Source organism: Rhodococcus sp. 5G237 (assembly GCF_053764735.1).
Genome location: NZ_JBSNCD010000002.1, coordinates 548710 through 563582, shown reverse-complemented (window position 1 = coordinate 563582; position 14873 = coordinate 548710). Strand labels below are relative to the sequence as shown.

General features: G+C 69.5%; 15 protein-coding genes and 1 tRNA gene. 6 read left to right on the top strand and 10 right to left on the bottom strand.

Features of this window, described 5'->3' with window-relative positions; all coding sequences use genetic code 11:
- Nucleotides 1-10: 10 nt before the first annotated feature.
- Nucleotides 11-2323, top strand: a complete 2313-nt coding sequence (locus ACWPOC_RS06020) for a M28 family peptidase (protein ID WP_455408190.1) — start codon at nt 11-13, stop codon at nt 2321-2323.
- Between the two features lie 5 nt (nt 2324-2328).
- Here the strand turns inward: ACWPOC_RS06020 and ACWPOC_RS06015 are convergent, their stop codons facing one another.
- On the bottom strand, nt 2329-3837 hold the full coding sequence (locus ACWPOC_RS06015) for a glutamate-cysteine ligase family protein (protein ID WP_159416515.1): 1509 nt from the start codon (nt 3835-3837) through the stop codon (nt 2329-2331).
- 92 nt (nt 3838-3929) lie between these two features.
- Nucleotides 3930-4751, bottom strand: a complete 822-nt coding sequence (locus ACWPOC_RS06010) for a M23 family metallopeptidase (protein ID WP_120281624.1) — start codon at nt 4749-4751, stop codon at nt 3930-3932.
- Between the two features lie 235 nt (nt 4752-4986).
- Between ACWPOC_RS06010 and ACWPOC_RS06005 the strand changes: the two genes are divergently transcribed.
- Together ACWPOC_RS06005 and ACWPOC_RS06000 are read left to right on the top strand one after the other, a co-directional pair.
- Nucleotides 4987-5059 (top strand) — tRNA-Arg (locus ACWPOC_RS06005).
- Between the two features lie 171 nt (nt 5060-5230).
- Nucleotides 5231-6046, top strand: coding sequence for a DUF5602 domain-containing protein (locus ACWPOC_RS06000; protein WP_120281623.1), 816 nt, complete (start codon nt 5231-5233; stop codon nt 6044-6046).
- Between the two features lie 21 nt (nt 6047-6067).
- On the opposite strand, the gene ACWPOC_RS05995 is transcribed toward ACWPOC_RS06000, so the two are convergent.
- Nucleotides 6068-6439 carry a VOC family protein gene (locus ACWPOC_RS05995; RefSeq protein ID WP_455408189.1) on the bottom strand — a complete coding sequence of 124 codons (372 nt, stop codon included), beginning with the start codon at nt 6437-6439 and terminating at the stop codon, nt 6068-6070.
- 99 nt (nt 6440-6538) lie between these two features.
- On the opposite strand from ACWPOC_RS05995, the gene ACWPOC_RS05990 reads away from it, so the two are divergent.
- The 3 genes from ACWPOC_RS05990 (at nt 6539) to ACWPOC_RS05980 (ending at nt 8898) form a co-directional block, all read left to right on the top strand.
- On the top strand, nt 6539-7522 hold the full coding sequence (locus tag ACWPOC_RS05990) for a helix-turn-helix transcriptional regulator (RefSeq protein ID WP_455408188.1): 984 nt from the start codon (nt 6539-6541) through the stop codon (nt 7520-7522).
- Nucleotides 7523-7577: 55 nt separating this feature from the next.
- Nucleotides 7578-8351: an amidohydrolase family protein gene (locus tag ACWPOC_RS05985; RefSeq protein WP_120281621.1), complete on the top strand. Its 774-nt coding sequence runs from the start codon at nt 7578-7580 to the stop codon at nt 8349-8351.
- 94 nt (nt 8352-8445) lie between these two features.
- Nucleotides 8446-8898, top strand: coding sequence for a hypothetical protein (locus ACWPOC_RS05980; RefSeq protein WP_085469317.1), 453 nt, complete (start codon nt 8446-8448; stop codon nt 8896-8898).
- 42 nt (nt 8899-8940) lie between these two features.
- Here ACWPOC_RS05980 and ACWPOC_RS05975 read toward each other — a convergent pair whose 3' ends face one another.
- From ACWPOC_RS05975 to ACWPOC_RS05945, 7 genes are all read right to left on the bottom strand, one after another.
- Entirely contained in the window at nt 8941-9270 is a 330-nt protein-coding gene (locus tag ACWPOC_RS05975; RefSeq protein WP_006551592.1) for a YnfA family protein, read from the bottom strand.
- Nucleotides 9271-9281: 11 nt separating this feature from the next.
- Entirely contained in the window at nt 9282-10298 is a 1017-nt protein-coding gene (locus ACWPOC_RS05970) for a hypothetical protein (protein WP_306297741.1), read from the bottom strand.
- A complete protein-coding gene (locus tag ACWPOC_RS05965) occupies nt 10295-11509 on the bottom strand; it encodes an ATP-binding protein (protein ID WP_120281619.1) in 1215 nt (404 codons plus the stop codon). The genes ACWPOC_RS05970 and ACWPOC_RS05965 overlap by 4 nt, the downstream gene beginning before the upstream one ends.
- Complete coding sequence (locus tag ACWPOC_RS05960; RefSeq protein ID WP_016692216.1) at nt 11506-11778, bottom strand: LuxR C-terminal-related transcriptional regulator; 273 nt, start codon at nt 11776-11778, stop codon at nt 11506-11508. Before ACWPOC_RS05960 ends, ACWPOC_RS05965 begins: the two co-directional genes overlap by 4 nt.
- 148 nt (nt 11779-11926) lie before the next feature.
- On the bottom strand, nt 11927-12949 hold the full coding sequence (locus tag ACWPOC_RS05955) for a hypothetical protein (RefSeq protein WP_120281618.1): 1023 nt from the start codon (nt 12947-12949) through the stop codon (nt 11927-11929).
- Complete coding sequence (locus ACWPOC_RS05950; protein WP_455408187.1) at nt 12946-14169, bottom strand: sensor histidine kinase; 1224 nt, start codon at nt 14167-14169, stop codon at nt 12946-12948. The genes ACWPOC_RS05955 and ACWPOC_RS05950 overlap by 4 nt, the downstream gene beginning before the upstream one ends.
- Complete coding sequence (locus ACWPOC_RS05945; RefSeq protein WP_085469313.1) at nt 14153-14830, bottom strand: response regulator transcription factor; 678 nt, start codon at nt 14828-14830, stop codon at nt 14153-14155. The genes ACWPOC_RS05950 and ACWPOC_RS05945 overlap by 17 nt, the downstream gene beginning before the upstream one ends.
- Nucleotides 14831-14873: the final 43 nt, after the last annotated feature.

Below are 14873 nucleotides of genomic sequence, written 5' to 3'. Positions count from 1 at the left end.
GGCTGCAACCATGGACTCCGCCGCGGCTGTTCGCGACCCGGCCCCGTCCCCGCGTAGCCGATTTCAGGCACTGGGCAACAGTGTCCTCGCGCTGATCGGAGTCCTTCTCGTGGCGGGCCTCGTCGCCCTGTTCCCCGGGTCCGACGAGCCGCTCGGAACCGATGCTCCCGCCGACGTCTTCAGCGCCGCCCGCGCCGGCGAACACATCGACGCGATCGCCACCGGTCCACGACCGCTCGGATCGACCGCCCACGCCGATGCCCGCGACCATCTCGTCGCAGTCCTCGAGGAACTCGGGTGGTCCACCCGCGTCGACTCGGGCGTCGGATGGATGGCGCGGTCCGGTGAGGCGACCCAGCGCGGCGCCCGCGTGCAGAACATCGTGGCGACCCGAGCGGGTACCGATCCCACCGGCACCGTCGTGCTCGCCGCGCACTACGACACGGTCCGGGGCTCCCCCGGCGCGGGCGACGACGGGATCGGCGTCGGCACGGTCCTCGAGGTCGCTCGTGCCATCGAGTCCGGTCCTCCCCCGCGGAACGACGTCGTCGTCCTGCTCACCGACGGTGAGGAGAACGGTCTGCTCGGCGCCCACCGGTTCGTGGGCACGGAGTCCGTCCGGGCGGGCCCGGTCGTCGTGCTCAACCACGAAGCCCGCGGGAACGCCGGTACGCCGACGACCTTCCGGATCACCTCACCGAACGGCGTCCTGATCGACAGCCTCGCGGGGGCACCGGGCGCGAACGCCGACTCCCTCACCGAGCTGATCTTCGAGGCGCTGCCGAACGACACCGATTTCCGCCGCTTCGCCGAGCACGGCCACCACGCCCTCGACACCGCGATCTCCGCGGGATCGGCGTACTACCACAGCCCTCTCGACACCCCCGACCGTCTCAGCCGGACGTCGCTGCAGCACATGGGCGACACCTCCCTCGCGACCGCCCGCACGCTCGCCGGATCCGATCTCACCACGGTCGACGACGGCGGCGACCAGGTCGTGACGACCGCGCCCTGGGGACTCCTCCACATGCCGAGGTGGGCCGAGGTCGTCGGGGCGATCGTGCTGGCCGGCATCGCGGCGGCGATCGTCGTGCTGCGGGTGCGCCGCGGCGAGACGTCGGCCTGGCAGTCCGGCGCTGCCGTGGGCGTGTCCCTGCTCGCCGCCGTCCTCGCGGCGGGCGCGGCGTGGCTGCCGTGGTGGATCGTGCAGACCGTCGATCCGGGCATGGCCGCCCCGGTCGCCGACGAGCCCTACCGGCCGGGTGTCTTCCAATTCGCGGCGGTCGCCGCGGCCCTCGGCGTACTGCTGGTCGCGCGATCGTGGTGGGGCCGCGGCCGTCCGGCTGCCGCCCTCACGTGCGGAGCGTTCACGCTCGTCGCAGTGCTCGCTCTCGCCGGTATCCCCTTCGCCGGTGTGCCGCTGACTCTGCTCGTGCTCACTCTGCCGGCAGCGCTGGGTCTGCTGGTGGCGCTGCTCCTCCCGCAGCGCGACACGGTGTGGCCGCTCGTCACGATCGCCCTCGGCGCACTCGGCTCGCTGATCTTCGGCCTGCCCGCCGTGCTGGTGTCGTTCGACGCGGGACTCCTCTACGGGGCGCCGGTGGCCGGTCTGTTCGTCGCCTTCACGTTCGCCGCGGTGCTCCCGTTGTGCGAGCCGTTCGCGTCGACCACCCGTGGGCTCGCCGTCTCCGCGACGGGCACGATCGCGATCGCCCTGGTGGGCACGCTGCTCGCCGGCTACCTCAACCGGGACGGGGCGACCGATCCCCGGCAGGAATACCTCTGGTACTCGCTCGACGCCGATCGGGGTGCCGCGGTGTGGGGATCGCCGGACGGCCCGAGATCCGACTGGAGCGAAGGGCTGCTCACCACCGGTCCCGAATCGCTCCCCACCGCCTTCCCGTGGCGGGAGCACCGTCCGATGTACCACGGGCCCGCTCCGGTTGCCGACCTCGAGGCGCCCGAGGTCGAGATCCTCGAGGACACGACCGGCGGAAGCGCCCGGAAGATACGACTGCGGTTGAGCTCACCGAGGAACGCCCAGGCCGTCGGGTTGTGGATCGACAACACCACCGCCCACGTCCACGGCGCGACGGTGGACGGCTTCCGCGCCGAACCGTCCGACGACTTCGGTTTCCTGTTCTGGGCTCCCGGCCCCGACGGGATCGAGGTCGAGCTGACGTTGAGCATGCTCGAGAGCCGCCTCGGCGTCCGCGTCGCCGATCTCGGTGACGATCTCGGCGAAGTACCCGGCTTCGAGCCACCCGCGGATCGCGTCGTCGTCCAGCCGACGGTGGCCGTGACGCGGACCCTGCAACTGTAGGGCCGTCACTCCCACTCGTGGACGGGAGTGCCCAAGGTCATGTTCTGCACGTAGTCCCTCATCATCCCGAGCAGGGCGGTGCGACGGTTCTCGCCGGCAGCCTCGCGCCGGGCCACCTGCCGTCGTTGCCACGCCGCCCCGGTCTGCCGGGTCAGTGCACGCCCCTCGACGATGCCGAGATAGCGGTCGCGGACCGCCGCCGACAGTCCGTATGCCTCGAGGCCCTCGTGCGCGAGCGGCAACAGGCACCGCAGCACGAGTTCGTCGGCGCCGACCCATCCGGTGCGCGGCCAGTACAGCTTCGCGTCGAGACCGAACTTCGCACCGAGCACGAGGTTCCGCTCGGCGGCGTCGAAGCTGAGGTCGCGCCAGAGCGGCTCGTCGGCGTCGGTGAGGGCGCGCAGCGTCCCGTAGTAGAAGGCGGCGTTGGCCATGGTGTCGAGGACGGTCGGTCCTGCAGGGAGCACACGGTTCTCGACGCGCAGGTGCGGATGGCCGTCGCTGATGTCGTAGACGGGCCGGTTCCACCGGTAGATGGTGCCGTTGTGCATCTGCAGTTCGCGCAGTTCGGGAATCCGGCCGGCGTCGAGTTCGGCCATCGGATCGACGTCCGAGACCTCCGGCAGGAGAGCCGTGAAGTAGCGGGAGTTCTCCTCGAACAGGTCGAGGACGGAGTCGATCCACCGCTCACCGAACCATACGCGGGGACGGACACCCTGGTTCCGCAGTTCGAGCGGACGCGTGTCGGTTGCCTGCGCGAACAACGGGATCCGGCTCTCGTGCCACAGCGCCTTGCCGGCGAGGAAGGGCGAGTTCGCCGCGAGCGCGACCTGCGCTCCGGCCAGGCACTGGGCGGCGTTCCAATGCGTCGCGAAATCCTCGGGAGCGATCCGCAGATGCAGCTGCAGGGACGTGCAAGCCGCCTCGGGGACCACCGAATTCATATCTGCCCGAAGGGTTTCCACGGCATCCCTGCCAGGAAGCGGAACACCGTCGAGATCGAGTTCGATGTCCTCGCCGCGCGCCGCGAAGATCTGCTCGTTGAGCGCTTCGTAGCGGGGATTGGCGGTGATCCGGCCCCGTTCGAGATCGTCGAGTTCGAGTGTGGGCAGCATGCCGATCATGACCAGCTGCGCGTCGTGCAGGTGCATCCGCTCGTCGGCGCGCCGCAGTGACGACCGCAGCGACTCTTCGAGTTCGAAGGGTTCGTCGCCGGTGAGACGTCGCGGCTCGACGTTCATCTCGACGTTGAACTGGCCGAGTTCGGTCTGGAAGACCGCGTGATCGTCGATCGCCTGGAGCACCTCGAGGTTCGACATCGCGGGCGACATGTCGTCGCGGACGAGATTGAACTCGATCTCCATGCCGAGATGTGGTTCGGGTGACGAGTGCACGTCGACGAAGACGTCCTCTCGAAGCATCCGCTCGAGAGCCTTCATGCAGTCGCGAACCTTGCTCCGGAACATCCGCCGGTCTTCCCCGGTGAACGAACGAGCGGATATCTCAGCTCCCAATGGAACCCCCGGGTCGGCGCGCGGTCTGTCGAGCCAAGCCTAGCGCGCGCTCACGCCGGGGGTGGGATCAGACGGCGTGCCGTGGGGTGGGATCAGACGGCGCGGTAGCCGCCCCAGTCGGTGACGACGCCGCGATCGCTCAGCCACGCGTTGGGGTTGATCTTGGTGCCGTCGGTGTCCCACACCTCGAAGTGCAGGTGCGGTCCGGTGGACCAGCCCTCGTTGCCGACGGTGGCGATCTGCTGGCCGGCGTTGACACGCTGACCGGCCGAGACCTGGTAGGTGCTCACGTGACCGTAGACGGCGGTGGTGCCGTCGTCGTTGAGGACGCGGACCCACTGGCCGAAGCCGGAAGCCGGTCCGGCGTCGAGGACCGTGCCGTTGGCCGCGGACTTGATGGGCGTTCCGATCGGGGCTGCGATATCGATGCCGCCGTGGTGGGCGCCCCAGCGCGGACCCCAGTCGGAGGTGAGGGTGCCGGAGACGGGCTGGACGGCGGAGGGAGAAGCCGGGTTGAGCTGATCGAGCCAGTTGGGACCCGAGAACTGATCGAGGAAGCCGGTGACCTCGGCCGGAAGCTCGGGCGCGCCCTGCTCGGCCGGGGTGGTGATGCCGGGGATGGCCGGGATCTCGACACCCTCGGGCAGCAGGCCCGCGGGAAGCTCGAAGGGCAGGCTGGGCGTGGGAGCCTCGGCCTGGACGTGGTCGTGGCCGGGATGCGCGGCAGCGGTGCCGGCGCCGATCTGCGAGCCGACGGCGAAGAAGGCACCCGTGGCAGCGGCGACGGTGGCGGCCTTGACCGGAGCGGACGTACCGGTGGGCTCGACGCGGTGACGGCCCTTGCCGGGGGACGGCACGCGAATCGTCTCGAGGTCGAATGCTGCGTCTTCGCGTGTGCGCTGATGGCGTCCCACAGTGTGTCCCTTGTTTCGTCCCGACTTCGACCGGGTATCCCCCGGCCGCTCCTGGCGACCCAAGGTAACAAAACGGTATAGGGAAAGGCCAGTGTTACCTTTCCTTGATCTCAATCGGCGGGAACCTGCAGGTCGTACGCATCGCCTCGAGAGCCTCGAGAGCGGGCGCTTGGTTACGGCACGTGCCCGGCGGCTACACTCACAACGCGCCAAGGTCGGCTCCGCCCGGCCGGACGCCTCCGTAGCTCAGGGGATAGAGCACCGCTCTCCTAAAGCGGGTGTCGCAGGTTCGAATCCTGCCGGGGGCACAGATCGGGTTCCGCCGCATCCGGGAGCACTGGCGGACCCACTTCCTCGAACATCACGGGCATCTTCCCGCCCACGCATCACGGTTCGATCTAGTCGGCCATCCACCGTCCGCGCGACAGTTAGCATCCACAACGATGCCGCTCGACGACGACGGAAATCGAGGACCCCACATGAACATTCGGCCTCGTGCCCGACATCTCGCCGTGATCGTCTCGGCGGCGGTCCTCGGATTGTTCGTCCCTCCCGCCCCCGCGGTCGCCGGGGGCGTCTCGGGCCTCGTCGAAGGACCCGCTCATCCCGTCGGGGCGGGCAACGCCCGCACGTACGTCACCGTCGACGAGGAGGGCACGCCGGCCACCATCGGGGTGCGACTCGATGCGGCCGCCCTCGACGACCTACCCAGTGCCCTGATGCCGGTCACCGAGGCCTACGTGCTCGAGTTGCCCGAGGAGGCGGCCGCCACCGCGTTCGACCACGTCACGGTCGACTGGAACTCGCACGGCCACGATCCCCAGCACGGCTTCGACGTCCCGCACTTCGACGTCCACTTCTATCTCCTGGATCGGCCCACGGTGGAGTCGATCCATCCCTTCGCCCCCGGCTACATCCCGGCCGCGGTCCGCGTGCCCGACCCGCGTTACATACCGGAGGGGTACGCACCGTCCGGGGATCCGCTGACGTCGACCGTCGCGGGCATGGGACTGCACTGGGTGGACACCACCGAGGCGGAGCACGATCCGGCGGCGGGACACCACCTCACCGAGACCGTGCTCTACGGCACGTGGGACGGACGGCAGGCGTTCATCGAACCCATGCTGAGCCGCGAGTGGCTCGCGACGCGGCCCGCGCACCACGAGGAACTCCGCCTGCCCGAGGCGTACCAGCGCGGAGGCCTCTACCCCACCACCTACTCCGTGTGGTGGGACGAGGCGTCGCAGACGTACACGGTCGAACTCGGCGGGCTCACGATGCGCGAGGCGTCGTAGACCGGTCGGCCGAACGGGGACTCAGTCCAGCGGGGAGACACGGATGAGGTTCCCGTCCGGGTCCGACACCACGAACGTCCGCCCGAACACCTCGTCGTGCGGCGCCTCCACGACCGTCGCCCCCTTTCCTACCCACTCGTCGTGGATCGCATCGACTGCGGCGGCCGATCCCGGCACCATCAGGCCCACCTCCGAGAACCGCGGCGCGTTCGCATCCATCGTCTCCGCGTGACCCGACCACAGTGCGAACAGCACTCCCGGCGCCACTTCGAAGGACACGTAGCGCGAGGTCGTCATCTGCGGGATCATGCCGAACAGCTCGCTGTAGAAGGGGGTCGCGCGGTCGACGTCGGTCACGTAGATCAGGAACAGATTGGGCGACGACACGGTCATCGACATCTCCTTCCGGTAGGCGGTGAAGGCTTCGAGGACTACCGTGACACCGAAACCCGACAGTTCCTGTCGTGTTTTCTGAAGGAGATCGGACAGTCGATGAACCGGCCGCAGCGGTTGCTGAGCATGCTGGTCGTCCTGCAGGCCCGCAGACGGGTCACGGCCGCCGAACTCGCGGAGGAATTCGGCGTCTCCGAGCGCACCGTGCTGCGTGATGTGAAAACGCTTGCTGCCGCGGATCTTCCGGTGGTCGCCGAACGCGGCAGGTACGGCGGCATCGTGATGCTCCCCGGCCGGCAGACCGACCTGAACCGGCTCAACGCGTCCGAGGTGGACGTCCTGCGCGCCCTGGGGGTCGACATGGGCCGGGCCCGGCAACTCGGTGTCGACGCCGCCGCGCGGGACGCCGTCCACAAGCTCACCGCACGCGCCCGGCGCACGCCCTCCACCGCACGCGAGAACGACCTGCTGCCGCTGACCGAGGTGGTCACCGTCGACAACCAGGGATGGTTCGCCACCGAGGACCGGGCCGACGTCGCGGCGCTCACCCGCGACCTGCGGCGCGGCCGGCAACTCGCCATCACGTACCGCTCGAGCGGGCACCGCGACGAACGTGAGATCGTCGTCGATCCCTACGGTGTGCTCTCCCGCGCGGGCCGTTGGTATCTCGTGGCCGACGATCAGGGACGACCACGACTGTTCGCGCTGACCCGCCTGAATGCGTGGACAGTGCTCGACCGGCCTCGACACCTGTCCCCCGGCCGGACCCTGCCCGCCCTGGCACGCGAACTCGGCGACGCGCTCGAACGACGCGAGGACGTCGTCGTCACCGCCGATCTCGCGACGAACCGCCTCGACCTCGCCCGGCGCATCCTCGGCGCCCGCCTGCGCGGGAGCAGCGCGGGGCCGCGACCGGACGTCTCGCGGATCACGGTGGCCTACGACTCGATCGACGGTGTGCGGCAACTGCTGCAGTTCGGCGAGCACATCGAGATCGTCGGGCCTCCCGAGGCACGGGACCTCGTGGCGGGACTGGCCGAGTCGCTCCTCCGCCGTCATACCGCGCATCGCCGCGGCGAGTGAACTCCCGTCGAGCCGAACCCTGTCCCGACCGGACCCGGCTTCCTATCGTGGGGAGATGTTCGACGCCCACCTGCACATCATCGATCCGCGTTTCCCTCTCGTCGAGAACGACGGCTATCTGCCCGAACCGTTCACCGTCGACGACTATCTCGCGCGGGTCGCGCATTTGGGTGTCACCGGCGGCGCGGTGGTGTCGGGCTCGTTCCAGGCCTTCGACCACAGTTATCTCCTCGACGCGCTCGACCGGCTCGGGCCCACTTTCGTCGGCGTCGTACAACTTCCGGCCACCGCCTCGGACGACGAGATCGTGCGGCTCGACGCGGCGGGAGTGCGCGCCGTGCGGTTCAACGTCAGACGTGGCGGATCGGCGACGCTGTCCGACCTCGACCGCCTCGCCCGGCGGGTCCACGATCTCGTCGGCTGGCACGCCGAGTTGTACATCGATTCGCGCGATCTGGCCGAACTGCACACGACGCTCTCCGCACTGCCCGCCGTCTCCGTCGACCACCTGGGCCTGTCGCAGGAGGGCCTGCCGTCTCTGTTGCGGCTGGTGGAGAGCGGTATCCACGTGAAGGCAACGGGGTTCGGACGCGTCGACCTGCCCGTGGCCGACACGCTGCGCGCCGTTTCCGATGTGGATCCCGGTGCACTCGTGTTCGGCACCGACCTGCCGTCGACACGGGCACCGCGACCGTTCCGGGACAGCGACATCACCCTCGTCGAGGACGTCCTCGGCGACGAGCTCGCCGACGCGGTGCTGCGCCGCAATGCTTCCGAGCTGTATCGGATCGAGACCGAAACCGCTCCTGGGACTTCGGTGTCTCGATAGACTCACGCTCGTCATCGGTGCGCGGGACGCGCCGCGGTGTTCCTCGCTGTGGTCGGCTCCCGGACGTGACCTTCCCTTTCCGAGGAGCAGCACCATGCCTGCACTGCGAATTCCACGTCGAGTTCTCGCCCTGGCGGCACCCGTCGCCGCCGCAATCGCATTCACCGGTGTGGCCACCGCTGCACCCCCTCAGCCCCTGGGCACGGCGATCACCATCGGCTGCATCAACCAGGGCAGCCTGGCGTCGTTCACCTCGGTCACGGCGCAACCCGGACCGGACGAGGGCATCCCCGGCGGCCACGTCCTGTTCTCTACGCGGGAGGCCCTGTGGCCGGTCCCGGCAGCCGGACAGGTCAGCGTCGCATGGCTCAACCGCAACAACGGCCGCACCGGCCTCGTCGATCTGGGCGGTGCGTACCCGAACCTGTCGACACTGGTCGACACCGGTCCGGGTGAGGTCGTGGCGACGGTGTTCGGTTCGGTGAATCTCGGCAGTGGACCGCTGTGCAACTCGACCCCCGCAGTCGGCGGTGTCGTGGTTCCGTGATGTCCGGACGAGGCATCCGGCACCTCTGTGCCGGATGCCCCGTCACCGAGGCGAATACATGATGATGGCGACGCCGGCGAGGCACACGAGCGCGCCCGCGACATCCCACCGGTCCGGCCGGAAGCCGTCCATCACCATGCCCCACACCAGGGAACCCGCCACGAACACACCACCGTACGCGGCGAGGATGCGACCGAAGTTCGCGTCGGGCTGGAGTGTGGCGACGAAACCGTAAGCGCCGAGAGCGATCACGCCCAGCCCCATCCAGATCCAGCCGCGGTGTTCGCGCACGCCCTGCCACACCAGCCACGCACCACCGATCTCGAACAGGGCGGCAACGGCGAACAGCAGCAACGACTTCAGCACGGTCACGGAAGGTGACTCTAGCCCTGCGGCGCCTTGCCCAGTTCGATGCGGCGCACGGAGTCCCCCCGCACGAGGATCGTCACGAGGGCCCGGCGTCCCGGGGGCAGGACCCGTACCGTGACGGAACCGTGTGACACCGAGTCGAGTTCGTCGGCGACCGCACGTCGGAGGCGGGCCTGTTCGTCCGGGGGCACCCCGTCCAGGCCGTGATCGTCGAGCATCACCACGTCCACGCCTCGTCGGCGCGCAGCGTCGGCCGCCTCGACGACCTGGGGATCCTGCAGGGCCGGTGCTCGAAGCCCGTCCCGCAGACGTGCTTCGAGCAGCACACCGGCGCGTCGCTCCCCCGCCTCGAGTACCTCCCCGGTCGCGATGCGTTCGAGGAGGGGCCGGGCCAGGGAGTCGAGCCGGTCGAGTTGCGCGTCGCGTTCCTCGAGCGCTGCAGCCGAGGCGGCCTGTTCGGCGCTGCGCTGCAACGACATCGCACGCAGCAGGTAGATGGATCCGGCGAGTGGTCGCAGGGTGAAGGCGAAGAAGGTGGACATGAGGACCGGGGCGGCGTTGACGAGCGACAGTGACAGGCCGGGGCCGATCCCCTGTCCGGTGGCGTAGGTCCAGAAGGTCGCGGTCGCGATCATGCAGGCCAACCCGATCCACGCCGCGAGGGTGCGTCCGCGCACGCACATGAAGGTGAAGACGACCGTGGACATCCCGAGCGGCCAGGTCGCGATGCCTCCCGGGGAGGGCACCGGCAGCACCGAGAAGACGAGCGCCGACGAGACCGTCCCGGTGGCGGCGAGCGGGATCGTCGCCGGCATCGGCAGCGGGTCGCCTGGGACGGTGATGAGGGTGAACGCCGCGAACGTGCACACGAGCACGGCGAGGGCGGGAGGCCAGCTCGCGGACGTGTGCTCCGCGCCGAATGCCGCCAGCACGAGGCAGACCAGGGCGTAGAGGCTCACGAGTACACGTGCGGCCGTGGTGCGCATCCCCAGCAGGTCGCGCACGTCGCGGGTCGATTCGGTGGTCGTCACGGTGCGCGACGCTCGGCCGGATCGCACCAGAACAACGTCACCGTCGTACCTCCGGGGCCGGAGGTGATCTGCGAGTCGCCTCCGGGCAGGCCGCGCATGCGTCCGTGGATGCTCGCGCGGATGCCCATCCGGTAGGGATCGACCTGGGCGGGGTCGAATCCGTGGCCGTCGTCGCGGACGACCACCCGGACCGATCCGGGCCCGAGGTCGACGTGCACGGCCCGCTGTGTGCCCGGGCCGGCGTGGCGGACACTGTTCCGCACGGCCTCGGCCAGTGCGGCTCCGACCGCCCTGATCACGTCGGCCGGGTAGTGCGGCCCGGCATCGGCACTCGTCGCGGTCGTGAACTCGACGTCCTCGTCCACCTCGGAGGCCGCCGAACGGAACTGGGCCGCCACCCGGTCGGCGTCGAAGCTGCTCTCGGTGTCGTCGCCGCGCCGCAGGGAGTCGAACATCTCCAGCGCACGACGGGCCTGGGCTGCGACGGGGCCGTCGGATGCGCCGCGACCCGAGGCGAGCAGGGTGGACATCACCTGGTCGTGGACGAGCGCGTCGAACCGCTCGCGTTCGACCGTCCTGGCCGCGGCCGCGGCCGCCGCGACAACGGATCGCTCGGTGGCCGCGACGGTGGAATCGAGGACGTCGCCCGTGCGGAAGGCGACGATCGCCGCAGCGGCGAAGACCCCGCAGAACATGAGTGCGAACGCGAGTTCCGGGACGAAGCGGTACCCCGTCGTGGTGTTCACCAGCAGATAGTTGGTGGCCTGCACGACGAACACCACCACCGTGAGGTAGGCGAGCGCCGTCCGCGGCCGCCACGCTGCCGCCGCGGACAGTCCTGCCACTCCGGGGAAGAGCGCCTGCCAGGCCGTGTTCGTGGAGACCTCACCCGTCCAGGCCGGGAACCACAGGACCGCCGCGACCAGGAAGGAGACGGCGTTGGCGGCTGCGAGTCGTCCGACCCACCGGACATCGCTCAGGAAGGTCGCCACCCCGAGCGCAATCCCGGTGCCGAAGATCGCGAGCAGTGCCGTCGGCAACCACCACCATGCCGTGAGGTGGGCCTGCGACACCGCTGTGGGGACGACGAACAGCAGGTAGAACACATAGCCCGCGCTGATGAACCGGCCGAAGACCCGGTGGATCCGGTCGGCCGCGCTCGTCGGATCCGTCGTGTGTCCACCCTGTGTGGTGGCAGGCCGACGGGTCACAGCTCGTCGATGGAGACCACACCGTCCTGCAGAGCGCGGGCGAGCAGTGCCGTCTTCGTGGTCGCCGTACGCCCGACGCGGGCGTACTTCTCGCGGATGCGGACGATGTGGGTGCTGACCGTTGCTGCAGTGACGAACAGGCTCGCAGCCGCCTCGGACTTGGACTCGCAGAGCAGCCAGGCCCGCAGGATCTCGATCTCGCGAGCCGAGAGTGCGGGCTTCTGAGGCGCAGGCTTCTGTGCCGGGGAATGTTCGAGCATCGTCGTCATAGCGCGTCCCTACCGAGATGAATACATGGGATCGAACCGAGTCCCCCGACGAACTCCGTTTCGAGTGCCTACAACGTAACGGTTGAAACCGACAACTACCCAGACAGATTTTTCTCTGCCCAAGAAAGTATGGGCATCGGTGTTTCGCCTAATTACCGGTGCGCCGGCCGTCGTGCCCGATCTCGATTCGGCGCACATCCTCGCCCTTCACAAGCATCGTCACCATCGCCGCGCGGGCCGGCGGCAACACACGCACGGTCACCGACCCTTCGCTCACCGAATCGAGCGCGTCCACCACCTCCCGGTAGACGGCGCGCCGGACCTCGGGAGATGCCGAGTCCATGGCGTGGTCGTCGAGCATGACGATTTCGACGCCGCGCCTGCGGGCCGCAGCGGCAGCCCGGTCGACCTCGGGTACCTGGAGTACGGGCGCACGCAGACCGTCGCGCAGTCGTGCCTCGACGAGTCCGCACTCGATCCGTTCGTTCTCGTCGAGGGGTTCGCCCGAGACGATCCGCTTGAGCAACGGCCGCGCCGACGCATCGAGGCTGCCGAGACGAGCGTCGCGTTCCTCCAGGGCCGCGGCAGCTGCGGACTCCGCTGCGATCCGCTGCATCGACCGGGCGCGCAGCAGGTAGATCGACCGCGCGAGGGGGCGGATCGTGTAGGCGCAGACGGTGCCCATGAGCACCGGTCCGGCACTCGTGATCGTCAGGCCGAGCCCGTAGCCCATCCCTGGGCCCGTGAGATGCGACCACAGCGCGGCGACGACGAGCATGAGGAGCATCCCGCACCAGGCGAACGCCGTGCGTCCCCGCACGCACATGAACACGAGGATCGTCGTGGACATCCCGAACGGCCACAGCTCGATGGGGTGCGGTGCCGGATCGGCGGGCACCACCCACAGCACCGACGCCGACGCGATCGCGCCCGAGAACGTCATCGCCAGTGCGGGTCGCACCGGTAGTGGGTCCCCCTCGACCACGACGAGCGCGTAGGCGGCGGCCACACACACGATCACAGCGATCGCGACGGGCCAGCGGACCTCGGCACGGGGCGCGGTGTTCAGGGCGAGCACCACGCAGGTCACCGCGTACAGGACGGCGAAGGCCCGCGCGGGCCGGCTGTGCATCCGCAGCAGATCGGAGACGGTCGAGTTCGCAGTGTTCATGCGGCCGGATCCCGCCAGTACAACAACACCCGGGTCCCGGCCCCCGGCGCGGACTGCACGACCGCCCGTCCACCGGACAGTCGGCGCATACGTCCGCGGATGCTCACTTCGAGACCGAGCCGGTGCGGGTCGACGGCGTCGGGTTCGAAACCTCTGCCGTCGTCCACGACCTGCACGGAGATCCATCTCGGTGCCACGTCGACCTCGACCGTGCGGGACGCGTCCTTACCCGCGTGCCGCACGCTGTTGCGTACCGCCTCGGCGAGGGCAGCGGCGGTCGCGCGTGCGGGTTCGGGTGGGAACGCAACGTCGCCGGATCCCGGGGCGACACGGCCGGTGAAGACGACGTCCTCGTCGACCTCGGTCGCCGCCGATCGGAGCCGCGCCACGACCGCGGCGGCGTCGAGCGCCGACTCCCGATCGGTGCCGCGCCGCAACTCGTCGAGTTCGGCGACCGCTCGTTCGGCCTGCTCGACGAGCGACTCCCGGGGTGCATTACGTGACGCCGCCAGCAGGGTCGACATCACGCGGTCGTGGACCAGGGCATCGAACCGTGCGCGCTCGGCGTTCCGTGCCTCCGCTGCGGCCGCGGCGGCCGCCGTGGCCTGGGTGGCAGCGATGGTCTCGTCGAGGGTGCGGCCGGTGCCGAGGCCCACCACCGCAGCCGCGAGGAAGACCGTGCAGAAGACGAACGCGAACGCCAGGTCGGGTGCCAGGAAGTATCCGAATGGGGCGTCGCGGACGAGGTGATTCGCGCACTGCGCGAGCAGAACCGCGAGGATCATGTGGACGAACGCCCGCCGGGGTCTCCACGCGACCGCCGCCGCGAGCGACGCGAGGCCGGGAAAGGCGGTGAACCACAACGACTGGTCCTGCGGGATCTGCGTCCCGTTCCACGCCACGAACCACAATGCGACCATCACGGCGTAGGCGAGCGCATTGACGGTTGCGGTCCGCTGCATCCACACCGTGCCGCGGAACGAGGCGAAGCCGAGCGCGACCCCGGATCCGAACATGAGGACGGCCGCGGTGGGAGTCCACCACCACTCGACGAGTGCCGACGCCTCGAGGATCTCCGGCACGAGCAACGCGAAGTAGCAGAGATATCCGATCGCGACGAATCGCGCGAACATCCGGAGAAGTCGGTCGGCAGCCGCCGTGCTGCGATCGTGCGACTTCTCCCCGGCGCCCGCGGCCGGCTCGTCAGCGACGGCGGACATCCGACCGTTCGGGCATCGGCAGCCATCCGTCCTCGACGGCACGTTTGTACAGATCCGTCTTCGTGGGCGCGGGACGACCTGCCTCCGCGTACTTCTGGCGGATTCGCTGCAGGTAGTCGTTGACGGTCTGCGGAGCGAGGCCTGTCAGCCGGGCGACCCGGTCGAGCTTCTCCCCCGACGCATACAGTTCGAGCACTTCGAGCTGCCGTGGACTCAGACCGACGTCGTCGAGTTCGGGATCACCGTCGATCGCCGCGGCCCATTCGGTGCTGGCGACCTGCCCTCCCGCGGCGGCCACGCGGATCGCCTCGATCACCACGGCCGCGGGCTCGGATTTCCGCACCACCCCGAGCACACCGGCGCGGGCGGCCGAACGCAGCAGATACGGATTCTCGGCGCCGGTGAAGACCAGGGTCTCGAGGCCCGCCGCGCGCAGCTGCTCGACGTTGCTCTTCGGGGAGGATCCGTCGGACAGGCGCAGGTCGAGAACGGCGAGGTCGAGGTCGGTGACCTGCTCGAGCAGACCCGAGACGGTGGGGGCGGTACCCACGAGCTCGAGATCGGGTTGATCGGCGAGCATCGCTGCGAACCCGAGCGCGACCGACTCGTGATCCTCGACCAAACCGATCCGACGGACGACGCCACGCGAGCCCTCGGCCATTGATGCCTCCCCTAATGCCCGATCACCCGACTTCGGACGAACG